This window comes from Chitinophaga nivalis (assembly GCF_025989125.1).
Classification (GTDB): domain Bacteria; phylum Bacteroidota; class Bacteroidia; order Chitinophagales; family Chitinophagaceae; genus Chitinophaga; species Chitinophaga nivalis.
Genome location: NZ_JAPDNR010000001.1, coordinates 5308097 through 5328087 on the forward strand (window position 1 = coordinate 5308097; position 19991 = coordinate 5328087).

The 19991-nt window shown below is 49.0% G+C and carries 2 protein-coding genes (1 of these 2 cut by a window edge); both read right to left on the bottom strand.

The window, feature by feature from the left end; translation table 11 throughout:
- Positions 1-17373: an SDR family NAD(P)-dependent oxidoreductase gene (locus OL444_RS20865; RefSeq protein ID WP_264729986.1), complete on the bottom strand. Its 17373-nt coding sequence runs from the start codon at positions 17371-17373 to the stop codon at positions 1-3.
- Positions 17370-19991: the 3' portion of an SDR family NAD(P)-dependent oxidoreductase gene (locus OL444_RS20870; protein WP_264729984.1), read on the bottom strand. 14265 nt of this gene lie beyond the right edge of the window; only the last 2622 of its 16887 coding nucleotides appear in the window; its start codon lies beyond the right edge, outside the window; its stop codon occupies positions 17370-17372. Before OL444_RS20870 ends, OL444_RS20865 begins: the two co-directional genes overlap by 4 nt.

The window sequence follows — 19991 nt, forward strand, 5'->3', positions numbered from 1 at the left end:
TCAATTTTTTCTACCCTGGAAAATTCTTTGCCACAAACCCGGCCGCTTCTTCTCTTCCACTTCCTGCGGAGCATAGCGGGTAACTACTGTTTCCCGGTAGTGGCCATTAGCTGTGGTAGCCGGCCTGGGCTCCGATAGCGGTGTTTCGTCTTCTTCACTGAGCCAGGCTTGTTGCAGCAAATCAAAGAAGGCACCCAGGGTTTCTGCTTCTACCAGTTGTCCGGTGGTAATAGACAGGCCTAATGTTCTTTTGATGCCTACTATAAACCGGATCATGCTGGCAGAATCCAAACCACCGTCAAACAAAGACTGCGAGCGGTCTAACTGATTCACCTCTTTCCTGAATATTTCCATCGTCAGCCCCGATAACAGCTTTTTAAATTCAGCGGTAGTACGGGTTCTTTTGTTTTCCCGGAGCGGCACCCATTCTTCCACCGGCGCTGCTACTATATCTGCTGGTATTACTGCCACGGGCGCCGCTGCCGGTATTACTTCCGGTGCGGTTACAGCTATCGGCGCCACTTCTATGGATACTGCTACCTGTGGTACTTTCTCCGGCGCCTTTCTATCCGTGTTATAATCTTCCAGGATAACATGTGCACTCACCCCTCCTACCGCATAACTGTTCAGGGCCGCTCTTCTCGGATGACTGCCCGTTTCCCAGACACTGGCTGTTGCCTCCAGCAACATGGAATGGCCCGGACTTAATTCCGCGTTAATCACTCCCAGGCCGGGAATACCCGGAATAATCCGGTGTTCAAAGGCTTTGATCACCTTTATCAACGACGCCATACCGGAGGCTAATTCCGAATGTCCGATGGTAGGCTTAATGCAACTGATCCGCCACTTCTTTTGCTTGTCGTCGCTCTCTTCTCTGAAAGCAGCATTCACGGCGCCTAATTCTACGGCATCGGCTACACGATTGGCAATACCATGCAGCTCCACATAATCAATCGTAGCAGGATTGATACCGGCCCGTTCCAGACTTTTCCGGGCGACGTCTTTAATGCCTTTGAAATTGGGACCATCCCACGACATATTTTTTCCACCGTGTGCAAAGCCCGTCCCCTTTACCAGGGCATGAATCTCATTCCCCGCCAGCTTCGCCAGTTCCAGCTTTCTGACGATCATCATACCGATGCCTTCACTGCGTACCATACCATCTGCCGCATCATCAAAGCTTTTCATGGTCCCGTCACTGCTCAGTAGTTTCTGCATATCGGTTACGCCTTCATAATTAGCCGTATCTTCTGCCAGCACATTTATGCCGCCTACAATGGCCTGGTCGCATTCTCCCAGCTGAATACTCTGTACGGCTTTGTGCAACGCGATATAGGTACTTACGCAAGCAGCATTAATCACTTCCGCCGGACCTGTCAGGTTAAGTTCATAGGCGATCCTTGCCGGAATCATGGTAGCGATACTGTCTGAGGAATAGGTGCTTTTTTCGCTACCTAATGTGTACTCCTGTGCAATAGCCAGGAAAACACCTGTTCTGCTGCCAGACAGTTCTTCTTTTGTAATGCCAGCCTGTTTAAGTAACCGGCCCAACACCCCGAATACCAATTGGTACTGGCGATTCACGGGGCCATCTGTACCTGTAAATTCCAGTGCATAGGGTGCTACAGCCGCTGTATGCACACTATACCTGTTATCATTTTTTCCATTGCCAGCAAAGGATATTCTTTTATGCGTGATCACCTGTGTCCATAACGCTGCAGCGTTATCGGCTGCCGGGAACAACCCATCGATACCCACAATCGCTATCTCCGTTGTGCTGGCAGGTAATGGTGCGGCAACCGGTAAAACAGTTGCTGCTACCGGTGTGGTGGTTGTACGCGGATCATCCTGCAGGAAACGTTCCCTGCGCAAGGGGGCTTCCGCTTTCACAGGCGTACTTCCACCCAAACGCGCAGTCAGTTCATCCGCGAACTGTGTTAACAGATAGGCAGCCAATTCATCAATACTTCTGTATTCAAAGAATATGGTAGCCGGAATCAATCCGAATTCTTTTGATAAGTTTTTGGATAAGGTGCCGATCATAATAGAATCTACCCCCATAGATTCAAAGGGGACTTCCGTATCGATCCGGCCTTCTTCCAGTTTCAGTACGGTGGAGAAAACACCTTTCAGGAAGGTTACCACACGGGCATGCAGGTCGTTTTTATTTTCCTGCGGGGCGATAGCTCCGATCTTTGCATCCGGTACTTGTTTTTCAGCTATATGCCGGGTTGTTGTAATGTTACCATCACTTTGCGCTACTATCAGCTGCAATGCCAGGTTTTGCGCTTCCGGATAACACTGTATCTGTGTAAATCCTGTTTCCGTGAGTACCTGCTGCCAGCCTCCTGCAGACAAGCCAGGACTACCTTCCAGCCGGATAGCAGCATCTTCATATAACCACCAGCCATCCAGCAGGCCAAAAGTGAGGGTATTAAACAGGTCTGTTCTCGCCATTTCATTCAGCAGCAATACGCCTCCTTTCTTTAATACACTTTTGATATGTTGCAGGCTCACGGCAATATCTTTCGTAGCATGTACCACATTCGCCCCTATCACCACATCAAAGGCGCCCAACGGTAAACCTTGCGGAGCCGCAGGTTGCTCAATGTTGAATATGGCTGTTTCCAGATAGGGAGCTATACCTTTGTAAGCCGTTTCCGCATGCAGCAGAAAACTTTTCGACAAGTCGGTATACACATACTCCACCTGTGTGGCATACGGTATCAGTTGTTTAAAGATCACTTCACTGGTGCCACCTGTGCCGGCGCCTACTTCCAATATCCGGATCTTTTCTCCCGGCTTCAAATGGGAGATGCCTGCTGCTATCAGCTCCCGTACCATGGCTGCCAATGCAGTATTAAAACAATCAGACTGATAGTTGCCTTTATACACGCCACTCACCAGGTGTAAACTACCATTCGGGAAAATGACATCTGTTGCCCGCTTCGTACCTGTTAAGATGTCGCCAAAATCAGCCAGACAAGCCTCCAGTAATGCAATCAGGGGCGCATGTTCTTTACTCTCATTTTTCAACCGGTGCAATAAGGAGGTCAGCTCAAAACGATCCAGTGCTGCTTTATTATCCGCTGTTATCACCAGTCTGCCTGCTACCGTTGTGAGATATCCATCTTCCATCAATGACCGGATCAGTTCCGCCAGCAACCGCTCATATTTCTCCAGTATACCCAACGTTTGGCGACGCGCCGTGATTGACTGATCTGTTTCCTGTTTATCCAATAATCCCAGTTGCAGTAATACCTGCAATACGCCTTTGCTGCCGATTTCCTTAAAAGCTTTTTCTTCCGCCGCATTATTTTCATAAAACACCGGTACTGTTTTTTGCAGGTGTAATGATGAAACTACCGGAACAGGAATGATCTCTTTATCGGTATGCACAGATTTAATAGCCGCTGCTGTGCGGGCTGTTAGTTTCATTGCCACCACCTGTTCCTGTTCATTGGCCAGTATCGTTTCCAGCAGCTGCATACCTGTTGCGGGCTGAATGCTTTCCACGCCCATCAATTCCATCTGCTGCCGGTAACTATCTGCGGCTACGATGCCTACTTCGCCCCAGTATCCCCAGTTGATAATATAAACCGGAATGGTCAGCTGTTGCTGTAAACTCCAGGCATAGCTGTCTTTGTACGTACAGCCGGCGGAGTAGTTGCCCTGGCCGGCATTATTAAAATGTGACTGTGCAGAAGAGTAAAAGCAAATGAAGTCCAGCGGCTCTGCTTTGAACACATCTGCCAGGTGATGACTACCCAGTGATTTAGGTAAAAATGATTGCAGGAAATCTGCTTCACTCATATTCTTCAACAACCGGTCGTGCAATACAATGGCAGAATGAAATACGCCATGTATAACCGGACAGCTACGTTTGATCTCCTGATAGGCTCTGGCTACATCAGCGATATTGCTGGCATCGCACTGCATATACATGGGCCTTACCCCTGCTTTACCCAGTTCGTCCAGCGATTGACTGATAGTGGCATCCAGGGGCCTTCTGCCGAGCCAGATCACCTGCGCCTGGTATTGCGCTATCAGGTAGGCAGTGGTTACTTTTCCGATGCCACCGGCGCCACCTAATATCACGTAAGTACCGTTCTGCCGGAATTTACCAGCCTTATCTGATGGCAATACTACCGGGCAAAGACTCCGCTGATAAAAATGTCCGTTCCGGTAACCAATCACCGCCCCTTCTTTATCATAAGGCGCCTGCAAGAGATTTGTCACCTCTTCGGCAACCGTTACTGCGGTAATATCTATCATCCGGACCGACCACAAAGGCTGTTCTTTTGCCAAAGTACCTATCAGTCCGATGATGCCGCTGCCGGCGGCCGTTACGTGATCTGTCGGCAATACTTTTTGTGTGTTGACGGTCAGTATCGTTATACTCAACCGCTTATCCTGATAACCGGCATTCAACAACGCCTTGATTGTATTAAACACCAGTAGCTCTCTTTCTCCGGCTCCATTATCCCATACCTCCTCTTCCCCTTTGGCAGACAAACCTTGCAACAAATACAAGGCGGTGATATCAGCAGGTACGGTTGTTAATGTAGCTACGGTGGACGTTTCCGCTCCTGCCGTCTGCAATGCAGCGGCGATGGCTGTTGATAATGCCGGTGCTACCGGACCTGTTACAATGATATGTTTACCCGCTGCATGGAAAGGCAATGCAGTTGTGGTGTGCTGCCGGGTCCATACAGGCGTATATAAGGCATTTCCCGATGGGGTTGAACGGGCAGCCTGCGGAGAAAGTAAAGCGCCATTTAAAGGCAGTACTGTGAAGTTTTTAAAGTTCAGCAACACCGTTCCTTCTTCATTCATCAAATCGATATCATAATTGTTGCTCCATTCTTCACCTGATGCTTTCCGGCTATTCCTGACATAACACCATACCGATGCCGGCAACTCCTCGTAAACATTGACTTCTCCAACGCTGAACGGCAATGAAATCCCCTGCTGGTCTTCCTTCGTAAAATTCAGGCCGATACAGGTCTGCAAAGCACTATCCAATACGCCGGGCGACAATACATACTCCTTTTCTTTGGGCAATGTGATGCGGGACAATGCTTCTTTTTCATTGTAGTAAAGGGTTGTTATCCCCCGGAAACTAGCGCCATAGTTTAATCCGCTTGCTTTAAACAATGCATAACAGTCTTCTCCGGATTTCACCTTTGATACCCGTTGCCGGATATCGGCCAGATCCAGGGTGACTGGCAATGCCTGTGGCGCCGTACTGAGCTGGCCCTGACTATGAATTTGCTTTCCTGTCGTATTTTCACTGAAGACTTCATAGTTGATGGCGGCGCCCTCCGGAGCAAGCGATATATGTACTTTCTTAGCCGTACCATTTACCTGTACGGGCGTCAGCCAGGTAATATCTTTCAGTTGCGTAACTGGCTGGTGCGTGCTTCTCCGGCCGGCTTCCCGCGCCAGTTCCAGATAAGCGACACCAGGCAATATCTTTTCTTCCTGTACCTGGTGATCCGCTAAAAATGCTTCCTTCCCGGTATAGGTGCTGGTGTATTTCAATTCGTAGAGATCCGATTCGTTGCTATGCAACAACGGATGGAGCTGACTGTTTTCCGGTACAAGGATTGACTGTGTACCTCCGGTTATCCAATAGCGTTCCTGTGCAAAAGGATAAGGAGGCAAACTGATCTTATCCGGTGTGCCATTGCTATACAGCAGCTGCCAGTCTACAGCTACGCCTTTTACCCATAACTGCGCCAGCGCAGCTACTTCTTTATTTTGCACGGCACTTTCGATATAGGCGCGGCCGGCGGCTCCTTCCAACGAAAAACCGGATTGTTCTTTCCGCACATTACCGCTGATACTATCGGCCGTATTTCCTGCCAGCCAGGCGGCCAACCGGGTTTTCAACGTTGCCTTATCCTGCGCTACAAATGCGATCCGTTCGTCCATGGCTACCCGTCCTACCTGCAACGTATAGGCAATATCTGCCAGCAGGCTGTTGGTATCGGTTTGCAGGAATGCTTCCAGGTTGCGCACCTGTTCTTTGAGGCGATCTGCATTACTGGCTGATAACACGATCAACGCAGGTGTTACTGCCGTATACACAGGTTTAGACAAAGGTTGGTATTCCGCAACAATGAGATGCGCGTTACTACCACCTGCACCAAAGCCACTGATACCGGCTATTCTGGGTTTATTACCGGTAGTCGTCCACGGCGTCAGTGTTTGCTGCACCCTAAACGGACTATTCGCAAAATCGATGTGGGCATTGAGTGTAGCGGAATGTAAAGACGGTACCAGCTGCCGGTGTTTTAACTGCAGGAGTACTTTCGTCAGTCCGGATATACCTGCTGCCGATTCACAATGGCCGATGTTCGACTTCACAGAGCCGATGCTGCAATATTGTTGTTGCGTCGTCGCAAAGGCTTTCACCAGACCGGCTATTTCTATCGGATCACCCAGGCTTGTACCCGTACCATGGGCTTCTACATAACTAATGTCTTCCGCCTGCACACCGGCCCGCTGCATGGCCGCCTGAATAACAGCTGCCTGCGATTTGGGATTGGGTACGGTATAGCCGTTGGTTTTGCCACCGTGATTAATGGCTGACCCTTTAATGACACCATAGATGTGATCTCCATCGGCTTCCGCCTGACTTAATCTTTTCAGCAGTACGGCACCCACTCCTTCACCGGGTACATATCCATCGCCACCGGCACCAAAGCTCTCGCAGCGGCCGGCACTGGATACAAATCCGCCCTGACTCAGCATCAGGTACTTGTTGGGATGTATGCTTACATTCACCCCGCCGGCGATGGCCTGATCACAATGTCCATTATGAATACTTTCACAGGCCAGGTGGATCGCTGTCAAAGAAGAAGAACACATCGTATCCACCGCCATGCTGGGGCCACTGAAATTAAAAAAGTAGGAAACCCGGTTGGCAATGCTGGCAGGACTGCTGCCAGGTATGATATGCTGCCCTTTATATTTTGCCTCTATTCCCAGCAATTGGTATTCTTCATAGGTCACGCCTACGTATACGCCGGTTCTGAGACCGGCTGCATTCGGGCCACCTTCCTGCACACCTGTTTTCGTATAGCCGGCATCTTCTATGGTTTCCCATACTGTTTGCAGAAACAAGCGCTCCTGCGGTTCCATCATCTCTGCCTCACGCGGGGATATATTAAAAAACAGCGGATCAAATTTATCTACGTCTGCGATGAAACCACCCCATTTACTGTAGCTATGCCCTTCCAGGCCTTTTTCTTCGTGGTAAAAACCGGTAAGCTCCCATCTGTCTGCCGGAATCTCTGAGATGCTGTCGTGGCCAGCCTGCAGGTTATGCCAGAAGGCCGGGATATTTTTCGCACCCGGGTAACGACCACTTAATCCCACAATGGCAATATCCTCCGACATATGGGGTGCAGTAGCTGCAGTGGCAGGTATCGGTGTGGCTGCCAATGGTATTGGCGCACTTTCCGGCAGTATAACCGGATCGGCTGCAACAGCGGTCGTTGTTGCTGCCGGAGCAGTCGTACTGAGCGTCTGCAACCGGCTGGTATGTGCCGTGACGAAATATCCTGCCAGTTCACCCAATGACTGGTATTCAAAAAACAAGGTACGGGGTACATTGTCAAACCATTCATCCAACCGGTTGGTGATCCGGGTGATTAAAACAGAATCAATACCGAAGGCATCAAAAGGTGTTGCCGGATCCAGTTTGTCTGCCGGTAGTTTTAATTCATCCGACAATAGTGTCTGCAACAAATGGATGGCGGTTGCTGTCAATGTAGCTTGATCTGCTGCCGGTAACGCGGCACTTTCTATCGTTGCCGTGGTGGCAGTTGCTGCGCTGTTAAAGGCAGCGGTGATCCGTTCATCTTTGCCATACACCACGATGCCTTGTACCACGTTGCGCTGCAACAGTGCTTCAAATGCTTCGATACCTTCCGGCACCGGCAAGGGTAACATGCCCCATTGTTTCTCCAGGTATTGTATACTGGCGGCGTCTATCTGCATACCACCGTCCTTCCATAAAGGCCAGTTGATACTGCATGTTATACCTTGTCGTTTTCCCTTCACCTGTTCTTCGTGGCGGTAAGCGGCATAGTTGTCGAGGTAGGTATTGGCCGCAGCATAATCTGCCTGACCAACATTACCGAATAAAGCAGATGCCGAAGAGAAGAACACCATAAAGTCCAATGCTTCGTCTTTCGTGCATTCATCGATATTTTTGGTACCGGCAATTTTAGGCGCGAGCACACTGCGGATTTCTTCCGCTGATTTATGGGCGATAAAACTATCACGGATAACACCGGCGCTGTGAATCACCCCATCCAGCCGCTGATACTGTTGCTTAATCGTTGCTATCAGCTTTGCTACTTCCTGTTTATTGCTGCTGTCGCAACGATGATAGCTGGCATCCGGCAGTGTGGCTAAAAATGCCTGGTGGCTGGCTGTCAATTCACTTCTTCCGGTTAGTACTACTTTCGTACCTGGCGTACGGCTGATGTAGGTGGCAAAGATCTTTCCCAGTCCACCGGCTCCGCCGGTAATGAGGTATACCCCACCTTGCTTTACTGATAACGCCGCACCGGAATTGGTTTGATCGGGCAGACTGGCAGGTTGTTTCGTCTGTCGTTTTCCGTTCACATAGCGTATATCCGTTTCCGTGGTATATTGTTCTGCCTCCAGTATCCGGATGACATCTCCGATATTGTGCAACGATAAATGATCGATTCCCACTATCTTACCGGTTACCTTATTATTTTCCAGGGTAGCAGTTTTCAATAACCCGGAGACAAAGGCATGATCCAGGTAGTCAGCATTACTGTACACCAGGATGATATGTGTAGTGGCTTTCGTACTTAGTTTTTCTTTCACTTTTTCCAGTACGGCCATAAAGTATTGGGTGGCGTCTTCTCCGGGTATGGCGATCACCTCTACCCCTAAGTGATCTTTCAGTTTATCCGCCAGACTCGCAGGAGCGCCGGCCAGCAATACCAACTGGTCTGCTGCCGTATTCGGCGCGCTGGTTGTTTCGCCGGCAGTGTCCTGCCAGTTATATCCGAATAAATGCGTGTGCATATTCGCAGCTGTTGTTGTTGCTGCTACCGGCGAAGTCACGTCTTTCTTTATAACCGGCTGTACTACAGGCGCCTGGCCAGGTGTTGGTACCACCGGTGTTGTTGCAGGCATCCAGTAACGTTCACGGGCAAACGGATAAACGGGTAAATTAATCCGTCGCGGAGCATGAGCCGGATACAGCAAAGTCCAGTCGGGTGTAATACCTTTCACCCATAATTGGGCGAGTGAAGCAGATTCCTTATTGATGATGGCATATTGGATGTAGGCTTGTCCGGCGCCGCTTTTACCTAAGAACTCCGGTTTGTCTTTGCGGGTATTGCCTGTCACCCAGTCGCCGGGCTTGCCGGCCAGATAATCGGATAGCTTCGCCTGCAATGCATCTTTGCTGGCAGCGATAAAAGCCAGCCTTTCTTCCATCGCCTCTCTGCCTACCTGCAACGTATAGGCGACATCGTATACATTTGTATCCGGATGGACTTCCAGAAAATTTTTCAGGTTCAGTACCTGTGCTTTCAGCCGGTCGGTGCTTTTGGCAGATAATACCACGATAGCAGGTGCGGTACCAACATATGGCTGACGCAGCGCGGGCTGGTACTCTTCTATAATCAGGTGGGCATTGGTACCACTGAATCCAAAGCTGCTGATCGCGGCTCTTCGCGGTGCAGTACCGGTGGTAGTCCAGTCTTCCAGTTTATCCTGGATTTTAAAAGGACTATTGGCCAGGTCTATCAATGGGTTACATTCTTCATAATTCAGGGTAGGCGGCAGTTGCTGGTGTTTGAATGATAACAATACTTTTATCACGCCGGCTACACCTGCTGCCATCAGGGTATGACCAATATTGGTTTTAACACTGCCCAGACCACAGAATTGTTTTTGTTTGGTATAGTAACTAAAGGAAGCTGTGAGTGCATCAAATTCTATGGGATCTCCCAGGCTGGTACCGGTGCCATGCGTTTCCACATAGCTGATGGTTTCCGGGTTGATATTGAATTTTGCGTAGGCTTCTTTTTCCAGGTTCATCTGCGCCACCACACTCGGCGCCGTGATACCATTGGAAGCGCCGTCCTGATTGGTTAAGCTGCCTTTGATCACGCCATAGATATGATCGCCGTCGCGTTCTGCATCTGCCAAACGTTTCAGGATCACCACCCCAACACCTTCGCCCGGTACAAAACCATTGGCGCGTTTATCGAATGTGTAACATTTTCCATCGGGAGATAACATGCCTGCCCTGCCTGCGATCGTGTAAAAATCAGACGTTGTCATCACCGATACGCCACCGGCGATCACCACATCTGTATCTCCCCGTTGTAAGCTGGTACAACCCAGGTCTATCGCCACCAGAGAGCTGGAGCAGGCCGTATCAATGGATATGGCAGGTCCTTTCAGATCGAGGTAATACGAAATCCGCGCTGCCAGAATCGCATTGGAGTTGCCCCACATCATCGCCGCTTCTTTGTTATCGATGGTTCTGATGTAATCGCTGGGTGTAGCGCCTACATATACCGCACACTTGCCGGCACGTAATTGCTGCGGATGAATAGCCGCCATTTCTATGGCACTCCAGCACTGTTCCAGGAACAGTCGTTGCTGCGGATCCATTACGGCGGCCTCGCTGCCGGAGATCCGGAAAAACAGCGGATCAAATTTGTCGATATCTCTTAAAAATCCACCCTTGTAATTATTCTGAGATCCGTTTTGGTTATCGATTCTATCAATAGCCCCTCTTTCTTCCGGTACAGCTTCGATCAGGCTCTTTCCTGTTTTCAAGGCATCCCAATAGGCTTCCAGGTTGCCGGCAGCACCGAACTGGCCACTCATACCTACGATGGCGATATCGTTATTCACGGGTGATGATACGGGTGCAGGTATGACCTTATCTACCACTGCAGCTGCCGGCGGAGCCATTGTCAACGTAGCTACTTCCGGTACCACCACTGTATCCGGCGTTGTTGTTATTGGCGCGAGTACCTCACTAAAGGTTTCGTGTATGTAAGCCGCGAGGCGGCGAATATCCGGATAGCTATAAATATCCGTTGTCTTTAGAGTAATCTGTAACGACTCATTGATATTTTTTATCAACGCCGTTCCCAATATCGAATCAAATCCATAGTCAGAAAACTGTTCATCCACATCAAAGGCAGCACCGGACAATTTGATGGTATCCGCCGCAATGTTGATCAGTGCGGTCATCAGCCATTCGTTATCTACCGGCCGGACTGGTACTTTAGTCGGTGTGGCGGCCCGAACAGGCGCCTTGGTATGCGGCGCAGGTGCTCCGGCCAGCTGCATCAGGCCATTACTGCTGGTTAGTATAATCTGCTGTGATAAATGAGCTACTTCCGGATAGATGGCGGTAACCGGGAAACCCGTTTCGGCCAGTACTTGTTGCCAGCTGGTGGCAGACAATCCCGGGCTGCCTGTTAAACGGATGGCGGGATCTTCATACAACCACCAGCCATCGAGTAAGCCAAAGGTGAGCGTATTAAACAGATCGGTTCGGGCAATCTCATTCAACAGTAATAAACCCTCTTTCTTTAACAGACTTTTGATGTTGTGCAAACTGGTGGCGATATCTTTGGTCGCATGTACCACATTGGCGCCAATCACCATATCAAATGTGCCGGGTGCAAATCCCTGCGCATCTGCGGGTTGTTCTATATTGAATACCGCTGTTTCCAGATAAGGGGCTATGCCTTTATAGTTGGTAGCAGCATGTAACAAAAAGCTTTTCGACAAATCGGTATATACATAGGATAGCTGTTGCTGGTAAGGGAGCAGTTTATTGAAAACAAATGCACTGGTGCCACCTGTGCCGGCCCCTACTTCCAGTATGCGGATTTTTTCACCGGGCTTTAATGTACTAACGGCGGCGGCTACACTTTTATATACAATATCTGCCAGCAGTGTATTGAAATAATCAGACTGATAGTTACCCTGATAAATACCTGTTACCAGGTGCAGGCTGCCTTCCGGAAAAATGATATCCGTCGCACGTTTCTCTCCGGTTAATATAGCGCCGAATGCCTGCAAACAAACGCTTAACAACTGTATCAGCGACTGATAGGTGGAACCTTCGCCACTTAATTGCTGCAATGCGGTTTGCGGATCAAAATTCTGCAGGGTTGCTTTAACCGGATCTGCTACCAGCAGTCTGCCCGATTCATCATAGATGTAACCTTCGGCCAGTAATACCCGGATCAATTCTGCAAACAAACGATCATATTTTTCCAATATTCCCAATGCCTGTCTTAAAGTACTTAAAGAAGCATCCGTACCTTGTTTTACTGTTAATCCCAGTTGCAGCAGTACCTGGAGTACGCCTTTGTTGCAAATATCATTGAACAATTGCACCGCCTCTTCCTCATACACATACGACACCGGCGTTGGTTGTTGCGGACGGAGTAAGGATACCTGGTCTGTTTGCCACCATGTTTTACGGGCGTCAATAAAAGGTATGGCTGCTACGGTTTGCGGCGCTAATTTCATCGCCACTACCTGTTGCAGACTACCCGCCAATGTGGTTTCCAGTAGCTGCATCCCTGCTGCTGGCGTGATACTTTCCACCCCGTTTGCAGCCATCTGCTGCCGGTAACCATCTGCCGCCACAATGCCTACTTCCCCCCAATAGCCCCAGTTGATGATATACACCGGTGCGATCTGCTGCTGCTGAATACTTAGCGCATAACTGTCTTTGTAGGTACATCCGGCAGCGTAATTAGCCTGACCGGCATTATTAAAATGGGATTGTGCAGAAGAATAAAAACAGATAAAATCCAGTGGCTCCGGTTTGAATGTAGCTATCAGCCGGTGACTTGCCAGCGATTTGGGTGAAAAAGATATCGAGAAATCTGTTTCACTCATGTTCTTCAACAGCTTATCATTCAGTACAATCGCCGCATGAAACAATCCATTGATGCTGTAACCGGCACTTTTAATTACCTGGTAAGCATGGGCCATATCGGCATCCTTGCTGGCATCACAAGGTATGTACAAGGGTCTTACCCCCAACCGGCCTATTTCATCCAGGGCCTGGCTTATAGCTGCATCCTGGGGTCTTCTGCCCAGCCAGATTACCTGCGCCTGGTATTGCTCCACCAGGTAAGCAGTAGTTACTTTCCCGATACCACCGGCGCCGCCTAAAATAACATAGGTACCGCGCTGCCTGAACCGGCTGCCTGCAACCTGTGGTAAAGTGATGGGACACAGGCTGCGACGGTAAAAGCTACCGTTGCGATAACCGGTTACCGTCCCCTCCTTATCATAAGGGGCGCTTAACCAATTGGCGATAGCTGCTGTACCTGTTTCCCCTGCTGCGATATCTATCATCCGGATATTCCATAAAGGCTGTTCTTTTGCCAGGGAACCAATCAGGCCAACAATACCACTACCTGGTACTGTTACCACATCCGTCGGCAATACCTGTTGCGTATTGGCGGTGATCACGGTCATGCTTATACGCTGATCCTGATAACCGGCAGCATATAATTTTTTGATGATGCCGAATACCGCTCCTTCTCTTTCTGCCTGGGTGGCTTCCAGGGAAGTACCCTCATCCGGTAATAACCCCTGCAATAAATATACCCCCGTGATACCGGCAGGTATATCTGTTATTGCTGCGGCAATGATAACCGTGTTACCCGCGGCTTCCAATGCCTGCGCGATTAAGGCCGATACCTCCGTAGTGCCTTTACCAGTTATAATCAGGTGTTTGCCTCCTTTACTCAATGGCACCGTTGCTACGGTATTCAATCTGTTCCACACGGGTACGTATAATACCGTCGGTGAAGCAGCTGTTACCCGCGGTAGTGCTATTGTATTTTTTTCATCTGCTGTTACTGTTATAGCGCTTTGTTGCAAGCTGTTTTCTTCCGCTTTCTTCCCGGCAATCCAATACCGGTCCTGCGCAAAAGGATAAGTAGGCAAACTGATTTTATGGGGCGTACCGTTGGTGTATAGCAGGCTCCAGTCTATCTGTACCCCTTTTGTCCATAGCTGCGCCAGCGCCGCTACCTCTTTGTTTTTAACCGCGCTTTCTATATAGGCACGCCCAGCTTCTCCTTCCAGCAAAAAGCCCTGTTTATCTTTCCGCACATTGCCGGTGATCGCATCGGTAGCATGGCCGGCCAGCCAGGCGGTCAGCTGTGTTATCAACGTGGCTTTATCTTCCACGATGAATACTACCCGCTCATCCATGGCCACACGGCCTACCTGTAAGGTATAGGCTATATCCGCCAGCTGACTATCGGCATTGGTATGCAGGTATTGCAGCAGGTTACGTACCTGTAGCTGCAAACGATCTGCATTTTTGGCTGACAACAATATCAATGCGGGCGTTGTGGCAACATACACTGGTTTAGATAACGGCTGGTATTCGCCGATAATAATATGGGCATTACTGCCACCAGCCCCAAATCCACTGATACCGGCTATTCTGGGCTTATTATCAGTCGTAGTCCATGGCGTCAGCGTTTGCTGTACTTTAAACGGACTGTTGACAAAATCTATCTGTGTATTGAGGGTAGCGGAATGCAAAGAAGGCACCAGTTGCCGGTGTTGCAACTGCAGTAATACCTTCGTCAGTCCGGATATACCCGCTGCAGATTCACAATGGCCGATATTCGACTTCACGGAACCGATACTGCAATATTGTTGCTGGGTGGTCGCAAATGCCCTGACCAGTCCGGCTATCTCTATCGGATCACCCAGACTGGTGCCGGTGCCGTGGGCTTCTATGTAGCTGATGTCTTCCGCTTTCACGCCGGCCCGTTGCATAGCTGCCTGAATAACTGCGGCCTGTGCTCTGGGATTCGGCACCGTATAGCCGTTGGTTTTTCCGCCATGATTGACGGCCGTTCCTTTGATCACCCCATAGATATGATCACCAGCTGCTACTGCCTGACTTAATTTTTTCAATACTACGGCTCCTACGCCTTCTCCGGGAATAAATCCGTCGCCTTCACTGCCAAAGCTTTCACACCGGCCTTTCCCTGATAAAAAGGTAGCCTGACTTAATACCAAATATTTATTGGGATGGATGCTTACGTTTACGCCGCCTGCAATGGCCACATCTGTTTCGCCCGACCAAAGATCTCTACAGGCCAGATGAATGGCAGTCATGGAAGAAGAACACATGGTATCCACCGCCATGCTGGGGCCATTAAAATCACAGAAATAAGAGACCCTGTTGGCGATGCTGCTGGCGCTTACACTCACCGCTTTCGGAGCGGTGGCCGTACCTGCTTCTGCTGCTACCAACTGATATTCGCCATACATTACGCCTACATATACGCCTGTTCTGACGGCATCTTTACCAGTATGCTTTTGTGAAAGACGTCCCACATCATAACCGGCATCTTCGATCGCTTCCCAGGCTGTCTGTAAAAACAACCGGTCCTGTGGATCTATCCATTCCGCCTCAATCGGCGATATATTAAAAAACAAGGGATCAAAGGCAGCTACCCCATTGATAAAACCGCCGTATTTCGTGCTGATCCTCCCTGCTGTACCCTTCCGTTCATCGTAGTAACGCTGTATATCCCACCGATCTTCAGGAATGTCGGTAATGCTATCTGTTCCGGTTTTCAGGTTCTCCCAAAATGCCGCCACATTATCGGCGCCAGGATACCTGCCGCTTAATCCGATGATGGCAATATCTTCTGTGACGTTCGTTGTTTTTGTGGCTGCCGGCTGCACTTTGGGTGCTGTCAATTTAGGTGCGGCAGATTTTGCCGCCGCCGGCGCCTCCGGTATCGCTTTTACCACCGGCGTTGCTTTTTCTTTAGGCGCAAAATACGCCGGATGATGTGCCGTAAAGTAGGTGGTCAGTTCACTGATGGTACCATATTCGAAAAATACGGTAGGCGGTATCGCACCAAATTCTTTCGATAAGGTTTTAGATAAGGTGCCTATTAAAATAGAATCGATCCCTAATACATCAAAACGTGCCTGCACATCTATCCTGCTCTCCTCAAACTTCAATACCCGGGCGAATACCCCTTTCAGGTATTTTTCCGCATTCGCCAGCAATACATCTTCGGTATCTTTCACAGCTGCTACCGGCACTTTAGGTGTATTTACCTCCGGTATGCCTGTTTTCTCTGCCTCCTCCGCCACTACAATTATCCCATCACTCTTGGCCAGCACAATCTGCTGCGACAACGAGCGGTCATCGGGGAAAAACTGTATTTGTCCGTAACCGGTTTCTGTCAAAGCTACCTGCCAGCTGGCCCCCGATAATCCCGGGCTGCCTTCCAGTCTGAGCTCGGGATCATCATACAACCACCAGCCATCGAGCAAACCAAAAGTGAGTGTATTGAATAATACGGTTCCGGCAATTTCATTCAAGATCAATAACCCTTCTTTTTTCAGCAGCCCTTTTACATTTCTTAAACTGGCGCTGATATTCCGGGTGGCATGTACCACGTTGGCGCCAATCACCATATCAAAGGTGCCCCATTCAAAGCCTTGTGCATAAGGCGACCGTTCAATATTAAACACGGCTGTCTTGAGATAAGGGGCTAGCTCCTTATAGGTATTTTCTGCATAAAACAAAAAGCTCTTCGATAAGTCCGTATATACGTATTCGATATATTCGCTGTAAGGTTTTAATTGCTTAAAAATCACTTCACTGCTACCGCCTGTTCCCGCACCTATTTCCAGTATCCGGATCTTCTCTCCCTTTTTCAGGTGCTGAATGACACCGGCGATACTATTGCGGATGATATCTGCCAGTAAGGTGTTGAAATAATCTACCTGGTAATTTCCTTTATATATCCCGGTTACATAATCCAGGTTCCCTTCCGGGAAGATCACATCTGTTGCCGCTATTTTATCTGTGAGGATAGCTTTGAAAGCCGTTAAACAAACCGTTAACAGGGTAATCAACGGCTGATCATCCAGCCGTTCTTCCAACAGCTGCTGCAATGCTGCCGTTAGCTGAAACCCGGCCAATTCAGCTTTTACATCAGCCGCTATCAGTAGTTGTCCGGATGCAGTTGTAGTTACATAACCGATATTTTCCAGCGACCTGATTAACTCTGCAAACAGCCGATCATATTTCTCTGTTATTTCCAGCCGCTTTCTGATTTCACTTAAGGTCTGCCCCTTTTCCTGTCTGGTTTCCAATCCCAAATCCAGTAGTACCTGCAATATTGCTTTACAACAAACCTGCTCAAAATTTAATTCAGCTTGTCCTTTATGCTCATAAGTGGTATTTCCTGGCGCTGCTGGTGTTAACAAAGAGATCGCATCTACCGTAATGATTTCCCTTTTTTGCTTAATAAATTTCATACCTGATTAAATTTTATAGTAACTACTTGATGGAGTTTGTTTGCCAATACTGTTTCGAGGACCTGCATGCCTTCTTCCCGCGATATACTGTCGATACCCATGGATGCCATGGTGTCGCGGTATTCATGAGAAGCCACGATACCTGCTTCTCCCCAATATCCCCAGTTGATAATGCTTACCGGCGCCGGCATTTGCTGTTGCAGGCTGCCGGCATAGCTATCTTTATAAGTGCAGCCGGCGGAATAATTACCCTGCCCGGCATTATTAAACTGTGATTGTGCAGAAGAATAAAAACAAATGAAATCCAATGGTTCCTCTTTGAAGGCGGCTATCAGGTGATGACTTCCCAACGATTTAGGCGAAAAGGATTGCAGGAAATCTGCTTCCTGCATGTTTTTCAACAGCATATCATGCAACACAATAGCCGTATGGAATATACCATGTATGGCAGGATAGCTTTGTTTAATCTCCTGATAGGCGTTGCGCATAGCTGCCTCATTATTGGCGTCGCATGATATGTACAAGGGGCGGACACCCAATTGCGCTATCTCGTCCTGCGCCGCCATAATAGTCGCATCCAGGGGTCTTCTGCCTAACCAGATCACCTGCGCCTGGTATTGCTCCACCAGATACGCAGTGGTTACTTTTCCCAATCCGCCGGCGCCTCCCAGCATCACATATACGCCCTGATGCCGGAATTTTTCCGGCTGTGTAGCCGACAGCGTTAGCGGGTACAAACTGCGCTGATAAAAATAGCCGTTGCGATAACTGATTAAAGTATCACTTTTATCATACGGCGCCTGTATGGCTTTTTCCAGGTCTGCCGGTGTAATAGCCGTTGTGTCCAGGTCTATCGTCCGGATCTGCCACAAGGGTTGTTCCTTCGCCAGGGCGCCTGTCAGGCCGATGATACCGCTGCCCGCCGCCTGAATGGTATCAGCAGGCAATACTTGCTGCGTCTGACAGGTGAATACATTTACACTGATCTTTTTGTCTCCGTAACCGGCTGCCAGTAATTTTTTAATGGTATTGAACACGGACAGTTCCCTGCGTTCAAATCCGTTGCTGAGTGAATGATCTGCAGCAGCGGCAGATAATCCTTGCAACAGGTATATCGCTGTTATATCTGTAGGTATGGTGGTGAGTGTTTTGACAACCGTGGCTTTTCCATACTTCGCCGTCAGGATATTTTTTAAGTCTGCTACCAGTGAATCGGGGGCATCGCCGGTGATAATGAGGTGTTCTCCGGCTGCTGGCGTCCACGCATTTGCTGTAGCAGTAGCCCGCTCCCAGAAAGGCACGTATAATAACTCCGTAGCGGCTTTTCCGTTAGTATGGTTTCCTGGTGTTATTTTATTTGCCTCAACTGTTTTATCCAATGGCAGGATTACAAAATCTTTGATAGCCAGCAGCACTTCTCCCTGTTCTCCCAATAAATCGATATCGTAGCAGGTCGCACCATTATTGCCGGTGGCCGTTTTATTCGTTCTTACATAACACCATACCGTTGCAGGAATATCCTGGTAGATGGTCATGGTACCGATACTAAAAGGCAACGATAACGCGGCTGTTTGTTTGCCCGGATGTAATCCGATACAGGTTTGCAGCGCACTATCCAGTATACCGGGATTTAACACATAGCCATCCTGTGCAGACAACGTAATCCTGGATAAAGCTTCCTGTTCGCCATAATACAACATCTGAAGTCCCTGAAAACTGGTACCATAGTGTAATCCTATTTCTTTAAAAGCAGCATAACATGCAGCCCCTTCTCTTACCTGATACAATCGTTCCAGGATGGTTGCCGGCGCCACGTTTACAGGTACGGATTGTAATTCGGTACTGATTTTACCCTGACAATGGATTTTTTCCCTGCCGCTGTTTTGTGTGTACACTTCATACGCTGCATCATCTGCTTCTGCCTGTAAACGAATGTGTACCGTTTCAGGCGTACCATTTACCCGGATAGGCGCCAGCCAGATAATATCTTTCAGCTGCGTGATTTTCCGGCGGGTACTTCTTGCGCCAGCCTCCCGTGCCATTTCCAGGTAGGCCACTCCCGGTAATACTTTATCGGCTCCTACCTGATGATCTTTCAAAAATGATTCCTGACCGGTATAGGTACTCGTGTACAATTGTTTACTGAAATCAGATTCATTCCGATGCAACAACGGATGCAACTGATGATACCCAACTGATACCGGTGTTGTTATGGTTTTGTTGGTAGCCCAGTAACGTTCCCGCGCAAAAGGATAGGCTGGTAAACTGATCCGCTGCGGCGTATTATCCGGATACAGGAGGTGCCAGTCGATGCTGGTTCCTTTTACCCATAGCTGTGCCAGCGAAGCAGATTCCCTGTTGGTAATCGCATATTGTATGTATGCTTGTCCGGCGCCGCTTTTACTCAAAAATTCCGGTTTATCTTTCCGCGTATTACCGGTAAGCCAGTCGCCGGGTTTGCCCGCCAGATAATCGGAAAGCTTCGTCAGTAACGTGGCTTTGTCTGTTACGATGAAAGCCAGTCTTTCTTCCATGGCCTCTCTGCCGGTTTGCAACGTATAGGCGACATCGTATAGCTGCAAATCCGGATGAATGGTCAGAAAGTTTTTCAGGTTCAA